19 protein-coding genes, 1 tRNA gene and 2 pseudogenes are annotated in these 26,768 nt (G+C 64.7%); 14 read left to right on the top strand and 8 right to left on the bottom strand.

Annotation, left to right across the window (positions count from 1 at the left end; translation table 11 throughout):
• From HMPREF3151_RS06820 to HMPREF3151_RS06810, 3 genes and pseudogenes are all read left to right on the top strand, one after another.
• Positions 1 to 557, top strand: a pseudogene (locus tag HMPREF3151_RS06820) (hypothetical protein); the annotation flags it as partial.
• Between the two features lie 141 nt (positions 558 to 698).
• Positions 699 to 7,724, top strand: a complete 7,026-nt coding sequence (locus HMPREF3151_RS06815) for a G5 domain-containing protein (RefSeq protein ID WP_083290230.1) — start codon at positions 699 to 701, stop codon at positions 7,722 to 7,724.
• A 280-nt stretch (positions 7,725 to 8,004) separates the two neighbouring features.
• Positions 8,005 to 11,232, top strand: a complete 3,228-nt coding sequence (locus HMPREF3151_RS06810; protein ID WP_070474811.1) for an alkaline phosphatase — start codon at positions 8,005 to 8,007, stop codon at positions 11,230 to 11,232.
• Between the two features lie 215 nt (positions 11,233 to 11,447).
• On the opposite strand, the gene HMPREF3151_RS06805 is transcribed toward HMPREF3151_RS06810, so the two are convergent.
• The 4 genes from HMPREF3151_RS06805 to HMPREF3151_RS06795 form a co-directional block, all read right to left on the bottom strand.
• Positions 11,448 to 12,272 carry a hypothetical protein gene (locus HMPREF3151_RS06805; protein WP_070474810.1) on the bottom strand — a complete coding sequence of 275 codons (825 nt, stop codon included), beginning with the start codon at positions 12,270 to 12,272 and terminating at the stop codon, positions 11,448 to 11,450.
• A 279-nt stretch (positions 12,273 to 12,551) separates the two neighbouring features.
• The gene (locus HMPREF3151_RS11570; protein ID WP_168160615.1) at positions 12,552 to 13,262 is read right to left on the bottom strand and encodes a DUF3800 domain-containing protein; all 711 of its coding nucleotides are present in this window, start codon (positions 13,260 to 13,262) and stop codon (positions 12,552 to 12,554) included.
• Between the two features lie 73 nt (positions 13,263 to 13,335).
• A tRNA-Pro gene (locus HMPREF3151_RS06800) sits at positions 13,336 to 13,412 on the bottom strand.
• An 84-nt stretch (positions 13,413 to 13,496) separates the two neighbouring features.
• Complete coding sequence (locus HMPREF3151_RS06795; protein ID WP_083290231.1) at positions 13,497 to 14,438, bottom strand: metallophosphoesterase; 942 nt, start codon at positions 14,436 to 14,438, stop codon at positions 13,497 to 13,499.
• Here HMPREF3151_RS06795 and HMPREF3151_RS06790 point away from each other — a divergent pair.
• A complete protein-coding gene (locus HMPREF3151_RS06790) occupies positions 14,418 to 14,867 on the top strand; it encodes a GatB/YqeY domain-containing protein (protein WP_070474809.1) in 450 nt (149 codons plus the stop codon). The two genes, HMPREF3151_RS06795 and HMPREF3151_RS06790, sit on opposite strands and share 21 nt — an antisense overlap.
• 9 nt (positions 14,868 to 14,876) lie before the next feature.
• Here the strand turns inward: HMPREF3151_RS06790 and HMPREF3151_RS06785 are convergent, their stop codons facing one another.
• Complete coding sequence (locus tag HMPREF3151_RS06785; RefSeq protein ID WP_070474808.1) at positions 14,877 to 17,351, bottom strand: penicillin-binding protein; 2,475 nt, start codon at positions 17,349 to 17,351, stop codon at positions 14,877 to 14,879.
• 179 nt (positions 17,352 to 17,530) lie between these two features.
• Between HMPREF3151_RS06785 and HMPREF3151_RS06780 the strand changes: the two genes are divergently transcribed.
• From HMPREF3151_RS06780 to HMPREF3151_RS06770, 4 genes are read left to right on the top strand one after another with little or no spacing between them, the layout of a single operon-like run.
• The gene (locus tag HMPREF3151_RS06780) at positions 17,531 to 17,890 is read left to right on the top strand and encodes a WhiB family transcriptional regulator (protein ID WP_070474807.1); all 360 of its coding nucleotides are present in this window, start codon (positions 17,531 to 17,533) and stop codon (positions 17,888 to 17,890) included.
• Positions 17,891 to 17,905: 15 nt separating this feature from the next.
• The gene (locus tag HMPREF3151_RS11830) at positions 17,906 to 18,061 is read left to right on the top strand and encodes a Sp36 family protein (protein ID WP_168160614.1); all 156 of its coding nucleotides are present in this window, start codon (positions 17,906 to 17,908) and stop codon (positions 18,059 to 18,061) included.
• Positions 18,062 to 18,517, top strand: coding sequence for a RidA family protein (locus tag HMPREF3151_RS06775; RefSeq protein WP_070474806.1), 456 nt, complete (start codon positions 18,062 to 18,064; stop codon positions 18,515 to 18,517).
• A gap of 40 nt (positions 18,518 to 18,557) precedes the next feature.
• Positions 18,558 to 19,370, top strand: a complete 813-nt coding sequence (locus HMPREF3151_RS06770) for an MBL fold metallo-hydrolase (RefSeq protein ID WP_070474805.1) — start codon at positions 18,558 to 18,560, stop codon at positions 19,368 to 19,370.
• 166 nt (positions 19,371 to 19,536) lie between these two features.
• Here HMPREF3151_RS06770 and glxR read toward each other — a convergent pair whose 3' ends face one another.
• Positions 19,537 to 20,220: a CRP-like cAMP-activated global transcriptional regulator GlxR gene (gene glxR, locus HMPREF3151_RS06765; protein ID WP_070474804.1), complete on the bottom strand. Its 684-nt coding sequence runs from the start codon at positions 20,218 to 20,220 to the stop codon at positions 19,537 to 19,539.
• Positions 20,221 to 20,483: 263 nt separating this feature from the next.
• On the opposite strand from glxR, the gene nth reads away from it, so the two are divergent.
• From nth to HMPREF3151_RS06745, 4 genes are read left to right on the top strand one after another with little or no spacing between them, the layout of a single operon-like run.
• A complete protein-coding gene (gene nth, locus HMPREF3151_RS06760) occupies positions 20,484 to 21,257 on the top strand; it encodes an endonuclease III (protein ID WP_070474815.1) in 774 nt (257 codons plus the stop codon).
• Positions 21,254 to 21,787: a TlpA family protein disulfide reductase gene (locus HMPREF3151_RS06755; protein WP_070474803.1), complete on the top strand. Its 534-nt coding sequence runs from the start codon at positions 21,254 to 21,256 to the stop codon at positions 21,785 to 21,787. The genes nth and HMPREF3151_RS06755 overlap by 4 nt, the downstream gene beginning before the upstream one ends.
• A complete protein-coding gene (locus tag HMPREF3151_RS06750; RefSeq protein WP_070474802.1) occupies positions 21,788 to 22,486 on the top strand; it encodes an NUDIX hydrolase in 699 nt (232 codons plus the stop codon).
• A gap of 10 nt (positions 22,487 to 22,496) precedes the next feature.
• Entirely contained in the window at positions 22,497 to 23,681 is a 1,185-nt protein-coding gene (locus HMPREF3151_RS06745; RefSeq protein WP_070474801.1) for a MarP family serine protease, read from the top strand.
• Here HMPREF3151_RS06745 and HMPREF3151_RS06740 read toward each other — a convergent pair.
• Complete coding sequence (locus HMPREF3151_RS06740; RefSeq protein ID WP_070474800.1) at positions 23,671 to 24,228, bottom strand: phage holin family protein; 558 nt, start codon at positions 24,226 to 24,228, stop codon at positions 23,671 to 23,673. The two genes, HMPREF3151_RS06745 and HMPREF3151_RS06740, sit on opposite strands and share 11 nt — an antisense overlap.
• A gap of 118 nt (positions 24,229 to 24,346) precedes the next feature.
• Between HMPREF3151_RS06740 and HMPREF3151_RS06735 the strand changes: the two genes are divergently transcribed.
• The gene (locus HMPREF3151_RS06735; protein ID WP_083290228.1) at positions 24,347 to 25,372 is read left to right on the top strand and encodes an acyl-CoA thioester hydrolase/BAAT C-terminal domain-containing protein; all 1,026 of its coding nucleotides are present in this window, start codon (positions 24,347 to 24,349) and stop codon (positions 25,370 to 25,372) included.
• A 24-nt stretch (positions 25,373 to 25,396) separates the two neighbouring features.
• Here the strand turns inward: HMPREF3151_RS06735 and HMPREF3151_RS06730 are convergent, their stop codons facing one another.
• A complete protein-coding gene (locus HMPREF3151_RS06730; RefSeq protein WP_070474799.1) occupies positions 25,397 to 26,209 on the bottom strand; it encodes an HAD family hydrolase in 813 nt (270 codons plus the stop codon).
• 179 nt (positions 26,210 to 26,388) lie between these two features.
• On the opposite strand from HMPREF3151_RS06730, the pseudogene HMPREF3151_RS06725 reads away from it, so the two are divergent.
• Positions 26,389 to 26,768 (top strand): annotated as a pseudogene (locus HMPREF3151_RS06725) (hypothetical protein); the annotation flags it as partial.

The following is a 26,768-nucleotide window of genomic DNA, read 5'->3' as shown; positions in this document are numbered from 1 at the left end:
CGGGTGCCGCCGAGTCCGGGCCGGCCGGCTCCACGCTCGCACCGGTGGCGGCGATGCTGCTGGCAGCCATGGCGGTGCTGGGCGGCACCGCGCTTGCCGCTGCCGCGTGGTTCGCCACCCGCGGTCGCTGGTGGGTCCTGGGGGCCGGTTCCGTGTTTATTGCGACGGCCGGCACCGTCCTGGCGGGCGTGATCGGTTCCGGCTTTAGCGTGCGGGAATATGTAATTTCGTTTATGGGTCTGCTTATGGGCACCTTGGCAAGCGCCGGCCTCGCTTCCGTGTTAAATCGATCACTCGGCGCTGGAGTGGGCTTGGGCCTTGCCGGGGTGCTCGCGCTCGTGCAGACTGGTCTTGTCGGCTGGGTATGGCGTACAGCCACCACCGCACAAGTGGATAGGGTCTGGACATTAATGTCGCAGGTGGCGCCAATGCATTGGGCTGCCACGGCAGTGTCCGCGGGCGGCAATGGTGGCGACTACCGCGCCATTGTCTCGGCGGTTTTGCTCTCCATGGTGCTGGCAGGGGCCGGGTTGGTGGGGGTGCGAAGCCGTCGTTAAGCAAAAGTTTAGCTAGACACATGTTCAGCATTTCTTTAAGATGTGTTGTTATCTGTCCCCTCCATTCGGCGGGGCGTAACATTTCATAGTGGCGGCGCGGCTGCAAGGGCATCCGCTCCGCGGATCGGAGAAGGAGTCCTAGTGGCTGAATCAACTCGGCGTCTACGCAACACAACTTCGCGTAGCATCGCAGCCTCGTCCGTAATCGCGCTCGCGCTTGGCGGCCTGAGTGTCGTCGCCCCTGGCCCGCTTGCGCCGGAGGCTGCGGCCGCCACACTCTCCGGCGGCATCCGTGACAAGTCCGGCGCGGTGGAGAAGGACGCCCAGAAGGCCTCCGACCTGCCCGCCGGTTCGTGTGTTGTTCAGGCAGACAACTCTCAGCAGGGCAGCCAGGCTGGTTTCAGCTGGTATACCTCTGAACCGTCTGCGAGCAGCCCCGACAAGAAAGCCTGGGGCTTGAGCGTCTCCTTTGATAACTCGAAGGACCGCACGTTCGCCGATTGGGGTTTTACCAATAATGGCAGGATGGGCACGTACCTCGATGCAGCTCAAATTTCCGCTATGAATGCCGGTCAGACCCTTGTTGACAAGGTGGTTACGCACAAGGCCGACGAAATCCTCGGTATTACTACTTCTGGGCCACAACGACCCCTGAATCTCAATGCGAAGCTGACCGATGCGAAAGTCAAGCAGTTCGCTGAGGCCACTACCGCTAACCCAGTACGTTATGCCTGGCAGGGAAACTATACGAAGGAAAATCCTGATGGGCCAAGGGCCACCCACGGGGCCAACCAAAGCTTCCGCGCCGTAGTGAACCCGTGGCCGAGTGAGAACATCGAATGTAACCCGATCACGGTGTCGTGGGAGAACCGGGAGAAGTTGGTCATTAGGCCGGGCGAGGAGCTCAAGGTCGGCAAGATCAATGTTCCGGCTGTGCAGAACGGCGGCACCGATGACTCCATGTCCCGCATGGTCGTGGAGGCCTACGACGCCCAGGGTAACTTCATCGGTACAAGCGATACCGATGCTTCCGGCGCTGATACGCCGAGCGTACGTATTGATGAGACTACCGGCGAGATCTTCTACACCATGCCGAAGTACAAGGGCACGAAACTGAGCGATCAGCAGGGCATGCGCTTTAGTGTGCTGGCCAAGCCTCGTTCTGTGGAACAGCTCCAAGTAGCCGTTGAGAACAACAACGGTGGCGAAGGTCAGGCCTTCGACAGCTCCAACTCGCTGCCGCGCTATAACAAGCCGAACGTAATCGCCAACCACCAGTGGAGCTTCGACGACACCCAGTTCCACGACCCGAAGTATGACCCCGATCAGCAGGCAATTATTTCCGGCGTGGAAGACAATAAGCCCACCAAGGAACGCCAGGTGGTCACGTTCAAGGAAGCCGGGGACAAGATTGCGGACCTGGTGAAGAAGCGTGAGGACGGCGGCGTTGATGCCGAGGTCAAGCTGGACAAGAAGAACGTCTATTCGGGTTGGGATGTCAAGATGGATCCCAATACCTATGAAGTCACCGTCACCGCGCCAAAGGACCCGCGGCCAGGGACCTTCGCGCAGCCGCGCGTCATTGTGACCTACTCCAACGGTTCCCGTGACATCATTCCGCTACTTGTTGTTGTGGACCCCAATAACACCCAGGTCACTACGCTGGTTAGCCCTGGGACCACCACGGGTGTTCCGGGACAACCCATCGACGCGCAGCTGACTTGGGAGCCTGTCTTTGAAGACCGCGACCCCGTCCAGCCGACGAAGTATGAAGTCGATCCGAGCACTGTGCCGGAGGGCTGGACTGTCAAGGTGGGTGACGACGGCACGGTCACCGCGACCGCACCGTTAGACGCTCCGAACCTCTCCACGATCTCCCCAGAGATTAAGGGCATCTACCCGGATGGCACCAGCGACACTGTCAAGCTGACCTTCCAGGTGATCAACAATGTGAAGGTGCCGGACTACACCGCGGTCTCCGGTAAAAATAATGAGGAAGTGTCGCTCCAACCGGTGATGCCCCCGGTTGGGCAGGGCGGCAAGGACACGGACGAAGAGCCGAACCGCTACACCTTCGAGGACGGCTCCACCGAGTACACGACCGGCGATTGGACGCTCAAGATCGACCCGGACACCGGCGAACTGTCTACCACCATCCCGCCTAATGTTTTCCCTGGCGCGCAGCTGACCGTGCCGGTGAAGGTGCATTATGCCACCGGCGCAAACCCGCAGATCACTACCGGCACCATCAGCGTGATCGGTGACAAGTCGGGTGAGGATACCGCGCACTACCAGCCGAAGCTGACCAAGGCAGGGGAGTCGGTGAGCACCGAGTTCCAGAGCCTCCTGACCGATCCGAAGTTGGCTACGTTCAAGCTGCCGCCGAAGAATCAGTGGCCGAAGGACTGGGAGTTCACTATTGACGAAAGCGGTACCATCACCGCGACCCCAGGCCCAAGCGTTCCGAATGGTCAGTCCGTCTCCATCCCGGTACATGTCACCTATCCGGATGGCTCTACGGCTGAGGTGCCGGCAGACTTCACGGTGGTTGGGACCCACGCGCGTGCCAACCAGCCGTCGTACCCAACGGTGATGGGAAAGACCGGAACAACGGTGACAAGCCAGGTTGACCGCAAGAACCTCAGCGACGCCTCGGAGCCGCGCTTCTCCCTGGTCACTGACCCGAATGACCCGGACTACATTGCGCCGCCGCGTAACCTCACCTGGGACCAGGTGAAGATTGACCCGGTTACGGGCGAGATCAAGACGCCAATTGCTGCTCGCGTGTTGCCGGGCTCGTCCGCGGACATTCCCGTGCGTGTGACGTACAAGGATGGTTCGACGGACTTCACGATCGCCACTGTGGTGGCTCAGGGCGAGCACCGTCAGATTTATGAGCCGAAGTACGAGCAGAAGACCACCAAGCCGGGCGAGGGTGTTGCCTCCTCCATCACGGAGGACACGAAGGTCCCTGATCGCGACCTGGCTACGGACGTGTCGAAGCGCTACAGCGTGCCTGACACTGTTGATGGTTGGGCAGTCAAGGTTGATGAAACCGGCGTTGTCACCGCAACGCCGCCGAAGACGGCCAAGGCGGGCGACGGCATTCAGGTGCCTGTGACCGTGACCTACCTCGACGGTTCCCAGGACATTGTCTTGGCGCCGTTCAAAGTGAGGGAGTCGCAGAAGGACGTCTATGAGCCGTCCTACTCCGTGCAGGATGCGGGCCCAGGCGAAGAGCTGAAGCGAAACGTCAACCTGAACAACATTCCGGATGGTTCGACCTTCTCCTTCGGTATGCAGGGCGATGAGCCGGTCACTGAGACTACTGTCGACGGCTGGACGTACAAGATCGATCCCGCCACCGGCGAAGTTTCAGTGACCCCGCCTGCAAACGCCAAGCCTGGCGACAAGCACAGGTACAACGTCTCCGTCACCTACCCTGATGGTTCGATTGATGAGGTCCCCGTGGCCACCGTGGTGAAGATGACCAACAATTGGGAGGCCAATCCGACCTTCCCGACTGAGACGGTCAGCCCGGGCGGCACGGTTACCTCGCCATTGAGCGTGGACAAGCCGCAAGACGTCAACTATGCGGCTGTAGACCCGTTTGTCATTGACCCGGCGGGGCTCCCAGCGGGCAGCGAACCCACTGGTGAGAACAACGCTCACGGCAACCCGACCTACAAGATTGCAACCGCAAACGGTGACTGGATTGTCGGCTTGGACAAGCAGGGCAACGTCATCTCCACCGCGCCGTCAACTGCCAAGGCAGGCGACAAGATCAACGTCCCGGTCATCGTGACGTATGAGGACGGCTCCAAGGACACCACCACAGCAACGGTGAACGTGGAGGATGCGCCCACGCGCGAGGTGCCGTTCAAGGTCGAGTACAAGTACGACAACTCCATCCCTGCCGGCACCTACAAGGTTGAGACCACGGGTGTGCCTGGCGCGGAGAAGATGAACCAGGACGGTACCTGGGAGCGCACCGAGGAGCCGACGAACGAGGTCGTTGTCATCGGCACCAAGCCGGCTGAGAGCGCCAAGGACGTGACCTGGAAGTTCCCGATTCCGTACCCGACTGAGGTGCGCGAGAACCCGGAGCTCAAGCCTGGCGAAATGAAGACCGTCCAGGAAGGCGAGAACGGCGAGAAGACCTACACCGCCAAGTTCACCTCCAAGGGCTCTGAGGCGCAGGTTGCTGAAGAAGAGACCACCAAGGAGCCTGTTACTCGCATCATCGAGGTCGGACCGGGCATCCCTGACCAGGAACTGACCAGCAAGAAGACCCAAGAGGTCCCGTTCGAGATCGAGTACGTCTACGACGACACCCTCGAGTCCGGCGAGCAAGTTGTCGACGAAGAGGGCGTGCCGGGTGAGCAGACCATCACCTCCACCCAGAAGATCGTCGACGGAAAGCCGGACGGCGAGCCGGCAATCAACGTTGAGGAGACCAAGGCCCCGAAGAAGGCCAAGATCCGCGTCGGCACCAAGACCACCGGTGAGAACACCGAGCTTTACAAGGCTGAGACTCCCTACAACGTCGTGGTCAAGTACGACCCGAACATGCCTGCCGGCGAGTCCAAGGTGACCACCAAGGGTCAGCCGGGCGAGAAGACGGTGACGATCAAGCGCGACATCGTCAACTCCAAGCCGGGCGATCCACAGATCACCGAGGAGATCACGAAGCAGCCTGTCGACGAGGTCATCACCGTCGGCACCAAGCCGTCCGAGGCGTCCGAGAAGGTCACCTGGACCGCCCAAGTTCCGTTCGAGGTTGAGACTCGTCCGAACCCGGCGCTGAAGCCGGGCGAGATCAAGGTTGCCCAGCAGGGTGTACCGGGCGAGAAGACCTACACCGCTGACTTCGCCGCTAAGGGCGACCAGGCAACGGTGACCCCGGAGGAGAAGCAGACCAAGGCTCCGGTCAACGAGATCATCGAGTACGGCCCGGCCGCTGAGGACACCTCTGTAGTGACCAAGGTGGAAAAGCCGGTGCCGTTCGACACCGAGATCGTCTTCGACGACACTCTCGCGGAGGGCGAGCAGGTCGTCGATCAGCAGGGCGAGCTCGGCACCGAGGTTGTGACCTCCACCCAGAAGATCGTCGACGGCAAGTCCTCCGGCGAGCCGACCGTGACCACTGAGCAGACCAAGGCACCGAAGAACGCGATCATCCGCGTGGGCACGAAGCAGCCGGATCCGGAAGAGCCGGCGCCGGCGCCGTCGCCAAGCACTGAGCCCCTGACCGTCGAGCTGCCGTACCCGACCCGCATTGTCCACGACCCAAACCTGCCCGCAGGCGAAGAGGTCGTCGATCAGGAGGGCACCCCGGGCTCCAAGACGCTCCGCCCGAAGCTGGAGATGGTCGACGGCAAGCAGGTGTGGACGGTCGAAGAGGTTGAAACGCAGAAGCCGGTCCAGCGCGTTGTGCGCGTGGGCATCAAGCAGGCGGAGACCAACCCGTTCACCTGGACCTCCGAGGTGCCGTACAACACCATTGTCCGCCCGAACCCTGAGCTGAAGCCGGGCGAGACCCGAGTGGTGCAAGTCGGCGAGAACGGCTCCACGAAGTACTCCGCCAACCCGGAAACCGGCGAGGTGACCAAGCTCGAAGACAAGAAGCCGGTTGAGCGCATCGTCGAATACGGCCCGACCGAGGACACGCTGGTGACCAAGGTGACCCGTCCGGTGTCGTTCGAGACCGAGGTTGTCTACGACCCGGATCTGCCGGAAGGCGCGCAGCGGATTGAGCAGGGCGAGTTCGGCGAAGAGGTCGAGACCACGACCCAGCAGATCAAGGACGGCAAGCCGTTCGGCGATCCGGCCAAGAACACCGAGCGCACCCGCGAGCCGAAGAACGCCGTGATCCGCATTGGCACCAAGAAGACGCCGAAGGACGCGTCCGTGACCGAGCTGGACGTGCCGCCGACCACGCAGCTGATCTTTGACCCGTCGCTGAAGCCGGGCGAGCAGGTTGTGGTCCGCGAGGGCACGCCGGGCACCGTCCGCGTGACCACCGTCGATGGTGAGACCAGCGTGGAGAACATCAAGGACGCTATCCCGCGTCTCATCCGCGTAGGCGCGAAGCAGCCGGACGAGTTGAACTGGCTCGAGGCGCTGCCGTTCAAGGTGATCACCAGCGAGAACCCGGACCTGCCGGCCGGCGAGCACAAGGTGATCCAGGAAGGTAAGCCGGGCCTGGTGCAGCACGTGGGCGAGACCGCCACCACGGTCACCGAGGCACAGGACTACATCCTGGAAATCGGCACCGCCAAGGAACTGCAGGAAAAGCGCGAAGTCATCACCGAGCCTGTCCCGTTCGAGACCATCTTCATCGAGGACGACACCCTGGCTGCCGGCGTGGTCAAGGTGGATTCCCACGGTGAAACCGGCCTGAAGCGCACCACCAAGGTGTGGGAGATGAAGGACGGCAAGGAGCTCGGCGACCCGACGGTGACCGACGAGACGCTTTCCGAGCCGAAGAACCTGATCATCCGCGTGGGCACCGGCAAGCCGGTCGAGGATCCGGACAATCCGGACAATCCGGAGGACCCGAAGCCCGAGCAGCCGAAGCCGGAGGACCCGAAGGCACCGGAGGACGAGAAGGGTTCGTCCGCGGAGCGCTGCGTCGCCAACACATTCGCCGCGAACAGCCCGCTGTTGTGGCTGCTGCCGATCGGCCTGTTGGGCGCAGTCGGCTACGGCGTCAACGAGGCGTTCGGCCCGCAGATCAACCAGGTAACCGGACAGCTCAACGCACGCTGGCAGCAGTTCGTCCGCGAGAACACCCCGGACTTCGGCCATGGCGGCCGCGGCATTGAAAAGCCGGAGTGGATGCGCGAGATGGAGGCACAGGCCAACGCGCTGAACCAGCAGTTCAACCAGCGCTACGGCGGTTACGGCGAGCAGCTGCGCCCGGTGGGCATCGCTCTCGGCGCCCTGGCCGCAGCAGCGCTGACTGGCACGCTGATCGCCCAGGCATGTACCGAGGAGGGCTTCGACAACGGCATGACCGTGCTCGGCTCCACCGAGCGCAAGCTCGACTTCGGTGCGTCGTCGGAGAAGGCGGACGGCGCAAAGGCCGGCTCATCCTCCCGTGAGTCTGGATCTTCCAAGAAGACCGCGCTGACCACCGCAGCGAAGCCGACAGGTGAGAAGTAACTCGCGCTAGCCCGCGCGAAGGAAGACGGCCCCCGGAGCGATCCGGGGGCCGTCTTTTGCATTGAAGGTCCGGTTGCGGGGGAGTAGTCAGACCTCTCGTGACGAATAAAACGCCGCTAGTTGAACACCGATTTCACTTACCTGCAACACATATAGGGCCCGGAGCTGCGCCGATGTGGACGTAACCTGAAATTCACCTGAATGTAGCCTTCTGTACGCAACCTGGGAGTAGCTTGCGCCATGGCTACGAAAACCGTCCCTCTTACCTCAAGGAATTCTTATGCGTTTCTCCTCAAAGGCAGTCGCGGCAGTCGTCAGCATCTCTGCGCTGGCGATGTCGAATCTGCCCACCGGCATCGCACAGACCGCTGAGCAGGCGTTCAACGGCAAAGACACGTGCATCTCCATCGATTCGAACGGCAACATCGTCGCCCCGCAGCCGGGCGATTGCACCCAGTTTGGCAAGGGTGGACAGGGCAACTCCGACGCCGAGGCACGCAACGTCATCTTCATCCTGGGCGACGGCATGGGCCACCAGGAAATCACCGCGGCCCGCAACTATCTCAAGGGCGCGAACGGCCGCTTCGAGGGCCTGGACGAGCTGACCGCGTCGGGCGCGTACACCACGTTCGCCATCGGCAAGGACGGCAAGCGCCAGTACGTGACGGACTCCGCCGCGTCCGCGACCGGCTGGTCCACCGGCGCGAAGACCTACAACGGCGCCCTGTCTGTGGACATCACCGGCAAGCCGCACGAGAACCTGCTGGAGATGGCCAAGAACGCCGGTATGCGCACCGGCAACGTCTCCACCGCGGAGATCCAGGACGCCACCCCGGGCGCGATGCACTCCCACATCTCCCAGCGCGGCTACTACGCGCCGTCGGGCGAGAAGAAGGTCGTGCAGGGCGACGAGGCCCGCGAGAACGGCGGCCTGGGCTCCATCTCCGAGCAGATCATCGACACCCGCGCCGATGTCACCCTCGGCGGCGGCCGCAAGTACTTCGACACCAAGGTCGTGGAGGGCGGCGAGAACCGCAACCCGTTCCTGACCGTCAAGAACGACGGCGGCGCCGATTGGGAGGCCGACAAGACCGTCCGCGAGAACGCAATTGCCAAGGGCTACACCGTCGTCGACGACAAGGCTGGCCTGGACGGCATCACCAAGGCTGACCAGGACAACCCGGTGCTCGGCCTGTTCAACGACGGCAACATGGCCCGCAAGTTCGAGCGCACCGTGCCGGTGAAGTCCGACGGCACCACCGAGCCGGAGGTGTGCAAGGAGGCGGACCGCGGCAACGAGCCTTCCGCCGCCGAGATGACGAAGAAAGCCATCGAGCTTCTCGACGATCCGTCGGCCGACAAGGGCTTCTTCCTGCAGGTGGAATCGGCGTCCATCGACAAGGCCGACCACGACGCCGACGCGTGCGGCATGATCGGCGAGACCGAGCAGATCGACGAAGTGATCAAGGAAGCGCTCGACTTTGCCAAGGCAGACGGCAACACCATGATCGTTGTCACCGCGGACCACGCGCACACCGCCGAAATCATCCCGGACGGCCGCCCGTCCGTCTCCGCCGTGACCCGTCTGAAGACCCCGAAGGACGGCGCCACGATGTCCGTCGGCTTCGGCACCATCCCGTGGATGGATAAGGACGGCAACCTGACCTACGACGCCAAGCAGAACGGCGATCCGTTCGACACCCCGAACTTCTCCATGATGCACACCGGCACCCAGGTGCGCATCGCCGGCTTCGGCCCGGGTTCCGAGAACGTCAACGGCCAGCTCGACCAGACCGACGCCTTCTACGTCATGGCGAACGCGCTCGGCCTCAACGGCGGCACCGAGGGCGGCCAGAAGCCGTGGAAGATTAACAAGGACAACAAGGTCGTCTCCCTGGCGAACCGCTCCAAGGCGAAGCCGGGCGACCAGCTGTGCTACCTTGTCGCCGCCGGCGAGGCTCCGAAGGTGGGCGACTGCGCCCAGTTTGGCAAGGACGGCCAGGGCATCGACAACGCCAAGGCGAAGAACGTCGTGGTCCTGATCGGCGACGGCACCGGCGACTCCGAGATCACCGCAGCCCGCAATTACCTGAAGGGCTCCGCCGGTCGCTTCGAGGGCCTGGACAACCTGGACTACACCGGGTACCTGACCACCTTCTCCCTGGATAAGGAGACCGGCCTGCCAAACTACGTGGCAGACTCCGCCGCCACCGGTACCGCGTGGAACTCCGGCGTGAAGTCGTACAACGGCGCCATCGGTGTGGACAACGCCGGTAAGCCGGTTGCCACTATGGGTGAGCTGGCCAAGGCTCGCGGGATGAAGATCGGCAACGTCTCCACCGCCGAGATCCAGGACGCCACCCCGGCTGCCTTCGCAGCCCACGCGCTCGACCGCTCCTACTACGCACCGTCCGGCGACAAGAAGGTTGCGCAGGGTGACCAGCTGCGCGAGAACGGCGGCCTGGGCTCCATCTCCGAGCAGATCGTGGACCTGCGCGCCGACGTCACCCTCGGCGGCGGCCGCAGCTACTTCAACACCGAGGTCAAGCAGGGCGGCCAGTGGGGCGAGAACGGTAACACCTGGACCGCGGGCAAGACCGTGCTGGAAAACGCGAAGGACAACGGCTACCAGGTTGTCACCAACGCCTCTGAGCTGGACGCTATCGCCGAGGCGAACGCCGACAAGCCGGTGCTGGGCCTGTTCTCCGAGGGCAACATGCCGCGAGTGCTGAACCAGACCATCCCGACCACCGACGGCGGCGACGTCGATGCCGCTACCTGTGAAGCCAACCCGGAGTTCACCGCTGAGACCCCGCGTCTCGGCGCGATGACCACCAAGGCGCTCGAGCTGCTGAAGAACGACAACGGCTTCCTGCTCCAGGTCGAGTCCGCGTCTCCGGACAAGGCAGACCACCAGGCGGATGCCTGCGGCCTGATCGGTGAGGTCGGCCAGCTCGACGAGGCTGTCCAGGCCGTGCAGAAGTGGGTGGAGGAAACCGGCGAGGAGACCCTGATCGTCGCCACCGCCGACCACGCTCACACCGCGCAGATCACCTACGACAACGCCAACACCGCCGGCCGCGTCACCCAGCTGACCACGGTCGAAGGCTCTACCATGGCCGTGAACTTCGCCACCTCGAAGACCAACGAGGACGAGGATGCGCTCGGTGGCCAGCAGCACACCGGCGCGCAGCTGCGCGTGGCCGCGTCCGGACCGGGTGCTGCCAACGTCACCGGCCAGATCGACCAGACCGACCTGTTCTTCCTGGTCAACAACGCCCTCGGCATCGAGAGCATCAACCACGGCCTCACCTTTGAAAACAAGATGAAGCCGGTCGAGGCGACGACCGATGAGCAGCCTTCCCAGAGCTCCGCCGGTTCCTCGCTCTCCAATGTCGGCCTGATCGCCGTTCTGGCGATCTCCGGCATCGTGGGCCTGCTCTCGCTGCTGGCGCTGCTCTTCCCGTTCCCGGTCGATGAGGTTCTCGGCCCGATCGCGAAGCGCTAAATTTTTCTAGCCCGTCACGTCCCGCCCCGGCACAGCACCGAGGGCGGGACGTTTCGCATGTCCGGGCCGTCGTTCCTTGCCCGGTGCCGTTCGCTGAGGTCTGGTTACGGGGGCGTAAGCAGACCTCAGCGTGAAACCAGACCTGAGCGGGGCTGGCGACCTGGGGTCTTGCGGTGCACGCCTGCTTGATGTCTGGTTGCGTGTCTGGGCGGGGGCTACATGCGCGGCATGTTCATGCCGGGCACGTTGATGCCCAGCATCGGCAGCGCTGCCGCGATGCCTGCCAGCGCCAGCAGGGCAGCGATCACGCCGCCGACGATGGCCGCGACGTTCGGGGCGTCCTTGCCGTCCATCTCGGACGAGCCCTTGTCGCGCGGTTTCATGCTGTCCTTACCCGGTGTGTCCTTGCCCATATCCGGCTTGTCCATGCCCGGCTTGGTCTTATCCAGGGCGATGGGTGCGGTGGGGTAGTCCATGTCTTTCGCGTCGCCCTTGGCGCAGGAGGCGGCGGCTGAGGCGTTAGCTACGTCGATAAGCTGCTGGTTCATGGCGAGCATGCCGCTGGGGGTGGCGGACCATGCCTCGTAGAGCTTGGTGCCCTCGGTGAACGGGGCCTCGGCCATCGGCGCGGTCGACGGGCCGACCTGCCACGCGTCGGTGTCCACATCCTCGAGGGTGGTGGCGGTGGTCGGCTCGGTTTCGTCGAGGGTCCGCAGTGCCTTGGTGTACGGTTTGACCAGGTCAGCCGGCAGGATCTTGGAGTAATCCGGTGCCTCGCCCTTGAGGTCGGACTCGTTGGCGGACATGACGCCCGGGTAGACCGTCTCCACAGCAGCAACGAAATCGCGGGCGCGCTCGTGCTCGCCGATCTTCTTGGACTCGTCGAAGGTGCCCATGATGAACTCCTTCTCCGCGTCCGTGAGGGTGACAGTGCAGTTGCCGTCCGCGTCCTTCTCGCCGACGGTGGCGGCGTGGGCCGGGGCGGCGACGGTGCCGAGAGCGATCGCGCAGGCGGCGGCGCTGGTGATGATGCGTTTCATGAGGGCCTCCTTAAGGTGTAGGTGCGTACTCGAAGCGGTACCTGCACCAGTGTGATGGGGGCCGTGTTGCGAGAGTGTTAACGGGGAGGGCGGGACGAAAAAGAGTGGTCCCCGCATCCCACTTAAGGAATGGAAGACCACTCACGTTTGTCATGCGCAACGATTCATGCGCGATCCGGTACTGCGAACTCAATCCCAGCCGGTCCGAGAGGTGGTGGGTAACTAGCCCAATTCCCTCGGACAGTTAATTATAGGGTGGCGCGAGCCAAAGTCAATGAGTTACTTCTCCCGCATGGTCACAATGTTGACTTTGCCCTGCTGAATATCGTCAAAACTATCTAATTCCAGCGCACGGCGAAGGCGAGCTGCGACTCGAGCCTTCGGAGTGTTGCGTCGAGCTGGATCCATTCTTCCGTGTCGGCGCTCATACGCTATTGAGCTAGCAACAATATCGGCTAGCTGCAGGAAATCGCTTGCTTCAGAATTGAAGTCGTAGGCCTCCAGCACGCATCGGCTTCCTAAGGCACGGTTAACATCGTTTTTCACGGTTTGTGCTACTGATTCCCCGCGGGGAGTCTGAACGAGATCGACGAAGACGTTTACAAGTTCTCCGCGATTGATATTTCCGCGAATCAACCTTGATGCCATGGTTGCTTGCTGTTCCCATGTGTCCTTGTCGGGATGGAAAGAACCTGTGGAGTCATAAACGGAGCCGCCAACGCGTACATCGGCTGCGGCTAGAAGTTCGACAAGATCAAAGTAGAAGTTGACCTTGTTGTTTTTGATATCGGCGAAGTGGATTTCTTGGTGGAATTTGTGGGCTTGGCGCAGGTGGCGGATCTCTCTGTCGAGAAGCTGGAGATCTCTAACCTTTACGAAACCAACTACGAAGAAGCCGCCCGAAGAGTTCCGTGAGCCCGATTCATCGAGAAAAATCGACGACACCGGAACTCGGCCGGGGAGGGAGAAGGTTTTCTTCTTCTTTTGCACAAAGGCAACTCTACTGACCGTGCCGACATGCAAAAAGAAAAGTGTCTCTTGGAGAAACTCCAAGAGACACGGCTGGTCGGGATAACAGGATTTGAACCTGCGACCTCTTCGTCCCGAACGAAGCGCGCTACCAAGCTGCGCCATATCCCGGTTGTATCCTCAGGCTCTCGCCCGCGGTACTGGCAACACATTACCCCCGGGCGGCGAATCGGCCAAAACGGCAGGTAGCAAGGCCTATTCTCCGCGCTCCACCACCCGGATCAGGCTCGCGGACGGCGGGCAGAACAGGCGCACCGGCGCGTACTTGGACTGGCCCAGGCCGTTGGACACTTCCATCCACATCTTCCCGTACTTGTGCAGCCCGGAGGCGCGCTCGCGGTCGATGTCCGCATTGGTCACAATGGCGCGCTCGCCGGGCAGGCAGATCTGCCCGCCGTGGGTGTGGCCGGCGAGCGCCAGCTGGTAGCCGTCCGCCTCGAACGCGTCCAGCACCCGGCGGTACGGCGCGTGCAGCAGGCCGATGGACAGATCCGCGTCTGCATTTGGCGCGCCGGCGACCTCGGCATACCGGTCCAGCTCGTGGTGCGGGTCGTTCACGCCCGCGAGCGCCAGGCGCACACCGGAGGCTTTGAACTCCAGGCGGGCGTGGGTGGCGTCTTGCCAGCCGCGTTCCACAAACGCGGCGCGCATTCCCTCCCAAGGCAGGTCCTCATACGACGGCTCGCGCTTCGCCCCGGTCAGGTACTTCAACGGGTTGACCGGCCGCGGCGCCCAATAGTCGTTGGTGCCGAACACGAACGCGCCCGGGCGGTTCAACAGCGGGCCCAGGGCGTCCAGCACCCACGGCACCCCGCCGACATCCGACAAGTTGTCGCCGGTGTTGACCACCAGGTCCGGCTCGAGGGCATCCAGGCTGGAGACGAACTCCACCTTCTGGCGCTGTCCCGGGATCATGTGCAGGTCGGACACGTGCAGCACCCGAAATTCCCCGCGCCCGTCCAGCACCCCCGGCTTGAGCAGGGGCAAGGTGTACTCGCGCAGCTGGAAATTGTTGCGTTGGGTGTATCCCCACGTCAGCGCGGCGGCGCCCGTCGATAGGCCAAGTGCTCCGATTCCCGTCAACTTCTTCACCCGCACCACTGTAATCTCGCATGCATGAGTGCACTGAAAGACCAGATCCGCGCAGACCTCAAAGAAGCCATGAAGGCGAAGGAAAAGGAGCGCACCGGCACCATCCGCATGCTGCTGGCCGCGATCCAGACCGCCGAGACCGAGGGCTCCAAGCACGAGGTAGACGACGCGGAGATCCAGAAGATCATCGCCCGTGAGATCAAGAAGCGCCGCGAGTCCGCGGACATCTACAAATCCAACGGCCGCGACGACCTGGCCGAGGCCGAGCTCACCGAGGCGGGCATTCTCGAGGTGTACCAGCCGAAGCAGCTGGATGACGACGAGCTTGCCAAGCTTATCGACGAAGCTATCGCCGAAACCGGCGCCGAGTCCATGGCGCAGATGGGGCAGGTCATGAAGGCCGCCACCGCCAAAGCCGAGGGCCGCGCCGACGGTAAGCGCCTCTCCGAGGCCGTGAAGGCCCGCCTGAGCTAGTCCACTGGATTAGTTTGGGTTGACGCCGGCGGCACCGTTCGGGGCGCCGGCGTTGTTGCCGTTGCCGTTGTTGTTGCTGGCGCCGAAGACGTCGGCGATGGCGTCGCGGGCGTCGTTCAGCGATTGCTCGAGGCCCTCCAGTCCGGGCGGGGCAGCGGGGCTTGGTTGCGGCGGCGCGGACGGCGAGGGGGCCGCGGCCGAGCTCGGCGGCGCGGAGGGGCTGGCGCTGGCCGCACCGGCGCCGTCGGAGACGTTCAGGGTCACCGTCGTGTTCGGGCCGTCCTGGACCGCGGAGACCACCGTGCCAGCCGGCGCGCCGGCGCCGTGAACAGTGTTGATCGTGACCGTGTACCCCTGCGCCTCAAGCTGCGACTTCGCGGCGGAGGAGTATTGGCCGACCACCGCGTCCAGCGCCGCGCGCTTCGTGCCGCGCATGTGCACCGGGCTCGCAGGCGGCAGCCCGCCCGCAGCCGCCCCCGGCACCCCGGCCGCCGCCTGGAACCAGGTGTCCGCGGCCTCATTGCCACCGAACAGTGTGCCGTACTGGCACTGCCGCACGGGCTGAGTGCACAGCGGGGTGGACTGCACGCCGTCGTTGTAGATGTACGGCGCGGCCGACATCGCCTGGGTGAATCCCAGAAACGCGGTGGAGTGGTGGGACTCCGTCGTGCCCGTCTTCGCGGCCGTCGGGGCGGACCAGCCGTTGTTGCGGGCGGAGGCGGACGCGGTGCCGTCGATAATGTCCTTTGACATGCCGTGGGACAGGGCGCCGGCGACCTCCGGGTCGACCGCCTGCTCGCAGGCGGGGCGGTCGATGAAGACCTGCTTGCCGTGCTCGTCCAGCACTTCCTTGATCGGGTTCGGCTCGCACCAGCGCCCGCCCGAGGCCAAGGTGGCACCCACGTTGGACAGCTCCAGCGCGTTCACCGCCAGGGGGCCCAGGGTGAACGCGCCCATGTTCTCCTCCTTGGCCGCCTGGGCGATGGAACGGCCGTCGCCGAACGAATTCTCGTCCGCGTACGAGCGCAGGCCCAGGCGCACCGCCAAATCCACCACGGGAGCCACGCCGGTTTTCTGGATCAGCTCCACAAACGTGGTGTTCGGCGACTGTGCCAGCGCGTCCTGCAGCGTCATGCGCGGGGCGTAAGTACCGGCGTTTTCCACGCAGTACGCACCCGGCGGGCAGTTAGCCGCGCCGCCGCCGCCCATGCCGTAGAGCACCGAGCGCACCGGCGTCTCCAGCATCGTGTTCAATCCGTAGCCCTGCTCCAGTGCCGCGGCGGCGGTGAAGATCTTGAACACCGAGCCCGCGCCCGCACCTACCAGGGACACCGGCTGCGGCAAGAAGGTCTGGCTCTGGTCCAGGTCCAGGCCGTAGAAGCGCGAGGACGCCATGGCCAAAATGTCGCGGGAATCCGCGCCGGGACGGATGATGTTCATGACCTCGGCCACGCCCGGGGCGTATGGGCTGACGTTGTTTCGCACTGCGTTGTTGGCCGCTTCCTGCACCGCCGGGTCCAAGGTGGTGGTGATGGTGTACGAGCCGTTGAGGATTTGCTCCATGCCCAGGCCCTTGTCCTCCAGGTAGCGCAGGGCGTAGTCGCACATGAAGCCCTTGTCGCCGGCGGCGATGCACCCCTGCGGGAGCGTCTTCGGCTGCTCGAGAATCCCCAGCGGGGCGCCTGCCAGGCGGTCCGCCTCCGCCTGGTCCAGGTAGCCCTGAGCCGCCATGTTGTTCAGAACCACATTGCGGCGCTGAGTTGCGCCTTCCGGGTTGGTGTACGGGTTGAGCGCTTCCACAGACTGCAGGATGCCGACCAGTAGCGCGGCCTGCGCCGGGTCAAGGTCCCGGGCGGGGACATCAAAGTAGGTCAGCGCCGCCGCCTCGATGCCGAACGAGTGGTTGCCAAAAGAAACGAGGTTGAGATACCTGGTCAGCACCTCGTCCTTTTCCAGTGTCTTGTCCAGGTCGGACGCCATGCGCATCTCGCGCAGCTTGCGGGGGATGGACTGCTCCGTGGCGGCGTTGGCCTCTTCCTCGTTCTCTGCGTCGATGAGCCAGAGGTAGTTCTTCACGTACTGCTGGTTGATCGTGGACGCGCCCTGCTGCACCCCGCCTGCGAGCACGTTGGTCACCATCGCGCGGGCGAAGCCCTGCATGTCAACGCCCTCGTGCTGGTAGAAGCGGCGGTCCTCCGTGGCCACCAGGGCGTCCTTGACGTGCTGGGAGATCCCGTCGCTGGCCACCTCGTAGCGGCGTTGCTTGAAAATCCAAGCCATGGGGGCGCCGGTGGCGTCGTTAATTGTGGTGACGCCGGGGACTTCGCCGTGGGTGAGGTCGGAGAGGTTGGACTGCATCGTCTCGTCGGTGCGGGCGACGGCAGCGCCGCCCAGGCCCGCGATGGGGGCGAGGCAAAGCGCGATGGCCAGCGCCGCCGCAACGAGCGCGGCCAGCAGGCTTCCTAGAGATTTCAGTGCGGACACGCCATTACCTTAAATGACTCGGCCCCCGTGCGGGAATATAAAAGACCCCCCAAAAATGTGACCCATTCGACAGAAATCTTTTTTGTGTGATTACATTTACATGGGACCGCAGATATGCGGTCGGATGTATAAAACTGCGCCCGAGAGACGGCGCAGGTGAACGAGTAAGGAGCACGGCTATGACCACGGCTTTGGGTAACACCGCGCAGCGAAACGCACAACGGACCACGTCCCGCAAGTGCGACGCATCCGGACATCTCGTTTTTGACCGGGGGGATTGGGTAACTCACGCACAGTGCCGCGGCAAGGATCCGGACGCCTTGTTCGTCCGTGGCGCGGAGCAACGCAAGGCCGCCGCGATCTGCCGCGCCTGCCCGGTGCTCACCGAGTGCCGCGCGGACGCGCTGGACAATAAGGTCGAGTTCGGCGTTTGGGGCGGGTTGACGGAGCGTCAGCGCCGCGCGGTGCTGCGCAAGAATCCGCACGTGACCGACTGGGCGGAGCACCTCTCCGCCGGCGGCGAAGTTGTCGGCCTGTAGGTAGTCTTGGGCGCCATGACGAAATGGGAGTACGCAACGGTTCCGTTGCTCACGCACGCCACCAAGCAGATTCTGGACACCTGGGGCGAGGACGGCTGGGAGCTCGTCTCCGTCACGCCGGGTCCGACCCAGGACAACGTTGTCGCTTACATGAAGCGGGAGGTCGAATAAATGTGGACTGATCGTCTGAAGGAGCTCGGCATCGAGCTGCCCACCGTCGCCGCGCCAGTGGCGGCGTACGTTCCCGCCGTGCAGGCCGGCAACCAGGTCTGGACGTCTGGCCAGCTGCCGTTTACCGACGGCAAACTGCCCGCCACCGGCAAGGTCGGCGCGGAGGTCACCGAGGAGGCCGCCTACGGCTACGCCCGCCAGGCTGCGCTCAACGCGATTGCGGCGGTGGACGACCTCGTCGGCCTGGACAACGTCGCCCGCGTGCTCAAGATCGTCGGTTTTGTCGCCTCTGACCCGGCGTTTACCGGCCAGCCCGCCGTGATCAACGGTGCCTCCGAGCTCATGCAGGAGGTCTTCGGCGAGGCCGGCGCGCACGCCCGCTCCGCAGTGGGTGTGGCGGCACTGCCGATGGACACGCCGGTCGAGGTCGAGCTCGTCGTCGAGCTGAAGAGCTAGAACACCAATAAACGGCTGCTAAGCGGGTACGCTGGGGCACATGCAACATCCCGCTTACAGCCAACTGCGCCCTGTGACCGCCAACGCCGCGGTGGTTCTGGCGCCGAACCCCAGCTACGCGGCGCTCGAGGGGACCAACTCCTGGGTGATCAGGGGTGAGGGGGATCAGCGAAGCATCGTCGTTGATCCGGGTCCGGAGGACGAGGGCCACCTCAACGTCCTCCACTCCAAGGCGGGGGAGGTGGCGCTGATTTTGCTCACGCACCGCCACCACGACCACGCCGATGGCGCGGAGCGTTTCCGCCAGCTCACCGGCGCGCCGGTTCGCTCGCTGGATCCGCAGTACAGCTCGGGGGCGGACCCGCTTATCGACGGTGAGGTGGTCGCCGTCGACGGCATCACCCCACGCCTGAAGGTTGTGGCCACCCCGGGTCACACCAGCGATTCCGTGTGCTTCTTTGTCTACCCGGGCGACCCGGAGACCACTGAGCTGGAGGGCATCATCACCGGCGACACCATCGCCGGCCGCCACACCACCATGATCTCCGAGACTGACGGCGACCTGGGCAAGTACCTGGACACCCTGGAGCTCCTGGAGGAGCAGGGCAAGGACATCCCGCTTCTGCCGGGCCACGGCCCCGAGGGTGCGGACCTGTCGGCGTACGCCCGCAAGTACATCGACCGCCGCAACCAGCGCCTGGAGCAGATCCGTGAAGCGCTGAAGACGCACGGCGAGAACGCAGACATCAACACCCTGGTCGACGCGATCTACGACGATGTCGACCCGGTGCTGCGCGGCGCCGCCGAGCAGTCCACCCGCGTGGCCCTGCGCTACCTGAAGGCCGCGCCCTAAGGGTGAGGCAAAAGAAAAGGCCCAGCCACCGCGGCTGGGCCTATTTTTTGTCCCTCACTCGGGTTTTGTAGGGATCGGCACTTTACCGGTTTTCGGTTTGTAAACCCCCAGGTCAGATTTTCGCGTTGCCGAGTTTTGCACAACCCGGCCCACGAAACCCGTGCACCTACCGGGCGCGACGGGCCAGGTGCTCGGTGTCGACGATGAGCACGCTCTTGCCCTCCAGGCGGATCCAGCCGCGGTGGGCGAAGGTGGCCAACGCCTTGTTCACCGTCTCGCGGGAGGCGCCGACGAGCTGGGCGATCTCTTCCTGCGTCAGGTCGTGGTTGACGCGCAGCGCGCCGCCTTCGTGGGTGCCGAAGCGGTTGGCCAGCTGCAGCAGCGTCTTGGCCACGCGGCCGGGCACGTCGGTGAAAATGAGGTCTGCCAGCGAGGCGTTGGTGCGGCGCAGGCGGCGGGCCAGGACACGCAGGAGCTGCTGGGAGATCTCCGGGTGGCTGTCAATCCAGGTGCGCAGCATGGTGGAGTCCATGGTGGCGCAGGTGACTTCGGTGACGCACACGGCGGAGGAGGTGCGCGGGCCCGGGTCGAAGATGGACAGCTCGCCGAACATGTCGGACGGGCCCATCACGGACAGCAGGTTTTCACGTCCGTCCGGAGCGTGTCGGGCGAGCTTAATCTTGCCTTCGACGATGATGTAGAGGCGGTCGCCGGGTTCGCCTTCGTCGAAGATGGTGGTGCCTTTGGGGAAGGTCTCCGTATCCATTTCGCTGATCAGCGCGGCTACTGCTTCCGGGTCCACGCCCTGGAAAATGCCGGCGCGGGCGAGTGTGTCCTGTACGCCTTCCATGAATCCTCCTCGGTTGGGACGGCCAGGGGCAGTGGTTGCAGTCACTTTCGCGTAACTTTTTAGCAGCCGTCACAGTGCGACTCGCACTTTACCACCCAAGTGCGGTCTTGGTCAGGCGGTTGACCAAGTTGGTGTTAATCCCCCCCGCGCGCCCCGAGCCGTTCCATCGCCAGGGGGAACGCTCCGAGCACCAGCGGGACCAGCACAACGAGTATCAGATTCATAGGTGTCATTTTACGCCACGCATAACTAGCATGTCGGTCATGTCCTCCACCACGCCGAAGAAGCACCGCCGCCCCGGATCCCACCCGGCGGCGAAGGGCTCGGAGACGGATATCGGGCGGACCAGGCGCGCCCGCCGCATCAACCGCACGCTCGCGGAGACGTTCCCCGGCGCACGCGCTGAGCTAGACTTTTCCAACCCGCTGGAGCTGCTGGTGGCCACGGTGCTTTCGGCGCAGACCACGGACGTGCGCGTCAACATGGTCACCCCGGCGCTGTTTGCCAAGTATCCCACGGCACACGCGTACGCGGAGGCGGATCAGGCGGAGGTGGAGGAGATCATCCGCTCCACCGGCTTTTACCGTTCGAAGGCCAAAAACCTCATCGGTTTGGGGCAAAAGCTCGTCACCGATTTCGGCGGGGAGGTGCCCACCAAGCTGGAGGATCTGGTCTCGCTTCCTGGCGTGGGCCGGAAGACGGCGCATGTGGTGCGCGGCAACGCGTTCGACATGCCGGGGCTGACGGTGGACACACACTTCCAGCGCCTGGTGGGGCGCCTCATGCTCACCGACGAGACGGATCCGGTGAAGATCGAGCACGCGATCGCGAAGCTCATTGAGCGCCGCGAGTGGACCATGTTCTCCCACCGCATCATTTTCCACGGCCGCCGCATCTGCCACGCCCGCAAACCTGCGTGCGGCGTGTGTCCGATCGCGTTCGACTGCCCCAGCTTCGGCGCCGGCCCGGTCGAGCCCGAGGCGGCCGCGGACCTGGTCACGGGCCCGGAGCGCGAGCACATTCTGGGGCTCGCATGAAGCGCGCGATCTGGGTGAGTGTTGCGGTCATCGTGGCGGCAACGGTGCTGCTCGTGCTCGGAGTGCGCAGTTTGCTTGTCGACGATCAACCAACGGGGGACCCTGTGGCCGTCGAGAAGCACATGCCCCAACGACCCGATTGCCCGGCTGGGCTGGATCTGCCGTGCCTCGGCGGGGACATGGCCGGCGAGGCCAAGGAGATCACCGTGGTCAACGTGTGGGCCTGGTGGTGCCAGCCGTGCCGCGCGGAGCTGCCGGCGGTGGAGGAGTTCGCGCGCACGCACCCGGAGTACACCGTGGTGGGCGTGCACGCGGACCAGAACGCGGGCAACGGCGCTGCGCTGCTGGAGGATCTCGGGGTGGGCCTGCCCAGCTACCAAGACGACTCGGGCGCCTTCGCCGCGGAGCAGGGCCTGCCGCCGGTGGTGCCGGTGACGGTGGTGCTGCGCGGCGGCGAACAGGTGGCGGTGTTTGCCAAGGAGTTCACCTCGGCGTCAGAACTCGCCGCGGCGGTCGAAGGAGCGCTGTAAATGGATGCGCCATTGCGCCCGGACCGCGCGCCGCTGTGGCTGAAACCCCTGGTGGAAGCCATCGAGGGCGGCGGGGCGGCGATCCCGCGTCGGCTGCTGTCGCCGCGCGTGCTACAGAAAGACGGCGCGGACCAGGCCGCGGTGTTGATCCTGTTCGCCGGCGACCCGCGCGCCACCGAGCTGCCGCAAGACGCGCGCGTGCTGATCACGCACCGCACCCCGCGCATGCGCAGCCACTCCGGCCAGATGGCGTTCCCCGGCGGTCACATCGACCCCGGCGACGGCGGGCCTGTGGATGCCGCGCTGCGCGAGGCGTGGGAGGAAACCGGCCTGGACCCGGACAGGGTGGTCCCGCTGGCCATGCTGGACGCGGCCACCACCGGCGGCAGCAACCGGCGCGTGCGGCCTGTGGTGGCGTTCACCCCGGAGCCGGGCGAGGTCTACCCGGCCAGCGAGGAGGAGACGGACGCGGTGTTCTTCGTGCCGGTGCGCGAGCTGGTGGACCCGCGAAACCGGGCGATGCTGGGGATTCAGGAATGGTCGGGGCCAGCGTTCTGGGCAGGCGAGTTTCTGGTGTGGGGCTTTACCGGTGTGCTGCTCGCCGTGGTGCTGAAGCTGGGCGGCTGGGTGCGGCCCTGGGACGAAAAGCCCGGCGACTTGCGGGCTGCGCTGGCGCGTTCTGCCAACCGTGAGCGGTAACATCACCGGAATGCACCTGGTTATCGACGTCCTGCTCGCGCTCGCCGTCGTCGCCGCCTTTATCAGTGGCTGGCGCCAGGGGGCGCTGTCTGCGGTGCTGTCCGCGGTCGGCGTCGTGGCGGGCCTGGTTATCGGGCTTGCGCTGGCGCCGTTCGCGCTGGATTTGTCAGATTCCCAGACGGTGCGCATCGTGCTGCTCATCGCCCTGGTTGTGCTGTTTGTGGGGCTGGGCAACCTCGTCGGCGTCACCGTCGGCGGAAGCCTGCGCGGCCGGGTGCGCTCCCGGGGTCGCCGCGTGCTGGATTCCGCACTTGGCGCGACGTTCCAGTCGGTGGCGGTGGCCGCGGTGCTGTGGTTCATCTCCATCCCCCTGGCGGCCTCGGTGCCGGGCGAGATCGGCGACGGCATCCGCTCCTCCCGCGTCTTCGGCACCATCAACGCTGCCGCCCCCGAGGAGGCTTCGAAGCTGCCGGCGAGGTTCGCGGCGCTTCTCGACGAATCCGGGCTGCCGCCGTTGGTCTCCCCCTTCTCGCCGGGCGGGGCGCAGGTGGCGGCGCCGGATGGGTCCGTGGTGGAACCGGAGGTCGTCGAGAAGCTGCGCCCCAGCGTGGTGCACGTGATGGGGGACGCGGAGACCTGCCGGCGGCGCCTGATGGGCACCGGCTTTGTCATCGAGGACGGCTACGTGCTCACCAACGCGCACGTGGTCGCCGGCACCGCGCGGGTGGCCCTGGACACCGTGGTGGGCGTCAAGCCCGCGCAGGTGGTGTTGTTCGACCCGGACACCGACATCGCGGTGCTGCGCGCCGAGCAGCTGGGGCTGCCGGAGCTGCGCTGGGCGGATGAGGAGCTGGCGGTCAGCGACAGCGCCGTGGTGATGGGCTACCCCAAATCCGGTCCGTTCGAGGCGGCGCCGGTGCGCATCCGCGGCAAGCTAGAAATCGCGGGCCCGGACATCTACACCACCGGGCGCGTGGAGCGCGAGGCGTACACCATCCGCGGCAACATCCGCCAGGGCAACTCCGGCGGGCCGCTGCTCACCCCGGACGGCGAGGTCGCGGGCATGATCTTCGGTGCGTCTCTGGACACCTCAGAAACGGGATACGCGCTGACTGCACACCAGGTGCAGCAGCGCGTAGGGGATGTGCGGAGCTTGACGCGCCCCGCGGATACGCAAGCGTGCGTTAGCGGGTAACGGCGGCGGAGCCGGTACGCGGCAGAGAAGAGCCGGTGCCGGAGGAGGTGTAGAGACCTGCCTCGTCCTTAGCCAGGTTCTTCTGCGCCTGGCCCGGCTTGAGGTTCTTCAGCTCGTTGACCGACTCGATGGTCTTCTCGGGCGCCTTGATCTTCTTGATCTTCTTGAAGCCGATGAACGCGAGCAGGCCGGCCAGCGCCAGCATGACCAGGAAGACGATCAGGAACGCCCAGCCGCGGTGCATCCAGGACGCGAGCATCTCCGCGATGGCGAAGAAGAGGAAGAAGGAGGAGTACAGGGCGATCACGCCGGCCACGGCGAACAGGCCGCCGCCCATCGCGCCCTTCTTCACCTCGCCGACGACCTCGGCTTTAGCCAGCTCGATCTCGCCGCGGACCAGAGTGGAAACCTGCTGGGACGCGTTGGAGATCAGCGTGCCGATGGAGTCGTTGCCCGGCTGGGTGGCGTAGGTGTCGCGCAGCGGGATGGAGTCCACCTTGGCGTTCACGGCGGTGGAGCCGCTGGTGTAGAGGCCTTCGTTGCTCACTTGTAGTTCACCTTCCTGGGTGGCTTTTACACGGCACCCGGGAAGGTGCCTGGAATTCTTCACACGATGTTAGCGATGTATGGAGGCATTTGCCCGAATCGGGGTAGAAAAGTAAAGCATGAGGGGCCTGAAACGTATAGGTAAGGCAATTGTCTGGTTTCTCGGCGTGATTGTGGTGCTGGCGCTGGTGGTCGCTGGTCTGCGTGCCTACAACGCGAACAAGTACCCGATCGCGCAGGCCGACGCCTCCGGAGGCGCAAGTGCCGCCGAGTATCCGGAAGGCGAGAGGGTGCGCAAGATTTCCGGCGAGTATCTCAACGGCTTCCACTTCCAGCCCGCCGAGGGCGCGCCCGAGCGCCGCGGCGTGGTGGTGGTCTACGGAGGCTCCGAGGGCTCTCCGGACTACGCGCGGGCCGAAGCGCTGGCCAACGACGGCTACGAGGTGCTCAGCCTGTACTTCTTCGGCCAGGACAACCAACGCCCGACGCTGGCGGAGGTGCCGCTCGAGCAGTTCGACGAAGTCACCGACTATATCGACGAGCATGTGGCGGACCCGTCGCCGGTGACGGTGGTGGGCACCTCCAAGGGGGCGGAGTTCGCCGCGCTTGTGGCCGCCAACGGGTTCGCGGTGGACAACCTCGTAGCGTTCGTGCCGGCGCAATACTCCTACAGCGGCCTGGATTTTTCCACAGGCGAGGACCTGCCGTCGTTCACCGTGCGGGGCGAGGCGGTGCCGTTCGCGTCCTTCAGGCAGTCCGGCATGCTCGCAGGCTTGAAGATGTTCGGCCGGATGATCGCGGCGTACCCGGTGGCCTACCGGCCGACATACGAGGGCGCGGCCGAATCCGCGGGCGACGATGCCCGGATCGACCTCAGCGGCTTCGACGGCAACGCCGTGCTTTTCGGCGCGGGCGACGACCAGATGTGGCAGTCCGACGTCGCCGCGAAGGCGCTCGCGGAGCAGGCCCCGCGCGCTGAAGCACATGTTTACGAAGGAGCGGGCCACGTCTTCTTCGAGGATTCGGATGCCCAGCAGAATGGCTGGCAGATCATGTTCGGCGGCACGCAGGAGGCCAACCGGCGCGCCCACGACGAGTCCTGGCAGGTGCTGAGCGAGCGCTTGGCCGAGTGGCACGGCCAATAATTCCCGGCGTGAAACCGCCAGGTTTTACGCCGAGCGCTTGTCGTCCTTGCCGCCCATGGCGCGGGCGATAAGCACTCCCGCTACAGCCAGGGCGGTCACGCCCGCGATCACGCCGGCGCCGATGCCCACCTCGCGCGCGTTGGGCATCTGGAACAGTGGCTCGGGGTTTTTGAAGGTGCGAGCCTGCCAGCCGTTGGCCAGCGCGTGCTTCTTCAGCGCCCGGTCCGGGTTCACGGCCACCGGGTTGCCCACCAGCTCCAGCATGGGGATGTCGGTGGCGGAGTCGGAGTAGGCGTAGCTGTTGTCCAGGTCGAAGTCGTGCTCGGCGGCGAACTGGCGCACCGCCTCGGCCTTCGCGTCGCCTTTGAGGTAGCGGGTGATTTCGCCGGTGAGCTTTCCGTTTTCAACGGCCATCTCCGTGGCGACCACGGTGTCCACACCCAGTTCTTCAGCGATCGGCTCCACCAAAATCGCCGCCGAGGCGGAGATGATGATGACGTGGTGGCCGGCTTGCCTGTGGTCGTCGATAAGCTGGCGCGCCTCGGCGTAAATAGCGGGAGCGACCACTTCGCGCAGTGTGTCGCGGGTGATGCGCTGGATGTCCTCCACATCCCATCCGGCGACCATCTGCGCCAGCGCGTCGCGGGTGGAGTCCATCTTCTCGCTGGACTGTCCCACCAGCATGTACTGGGCTTTGGTGAGGTAGAGCTCCCACGCTTCCTGGCGGGTGATCATCCCGTTGTTCAGGAATTCTTTGCCGAAGGCGAACGCGGACGACGTCGCAATGATCGTCTTGTCCAGGTCGAAGAAGGCCGCCACCGGCTTGTTAGCAGACATACTCCTGCAGTGTAGACCCCAAACCCTACGGATGCGTAGCTAAGGCCTGAGAAACCAATGTGACGTGTGGGGCGACTTATCCACAGTGGAATTGTTGAAACGTCCGCAAGTAGGGCGGGTTATCCACAGAAAAAATTTTGCCCATTGTTTCCGGGTTGTCGCGGTTGCACGCTACCGCCATGACACACACGAACACAGGCCCCATCGTCGTCGCCGTCGGAGACCCGGCGCTGCACTCCGAAGCCATCCACATCGCCGCCGCCACCGGCCGCAAGGTCATCGACGCCGCCGACGACACCCAGCTCGCCCGCCACGCACCCAAGGCGCATGCCTTGCTTATCGACGACCTCCGGGCCCCCTCCTTAAGCACCCAACCACGGGGACCGAACGTGTTCACCGTGGTCGCGGACACCGCCCCGACCGCGGCACGCGAGGACGTCTTCGCCCTGCCCGCCCAGGCCGCGGACGTGCTGCGCAGCATCGGCGCGCTGGCGCTGGCACCGGCGGCCTCGGCCGAGCGCGGGAAAGTGGTCGCCGTGCTCGGCGCGTGCGGCGGTGC

This window comes from Corynebacterium sp. HMSC05H05, from assembly GCF_001807265.1.
Classification (GTDB): domain Bacteria; phylum Actinomycetota; class Actinomycetes; order Mycobacteriales; family Mycobacteriaceae; genus Corynebacterium.
This window is presented reverse-complemented; position numbering and strand designations above follow the sequence as displayed.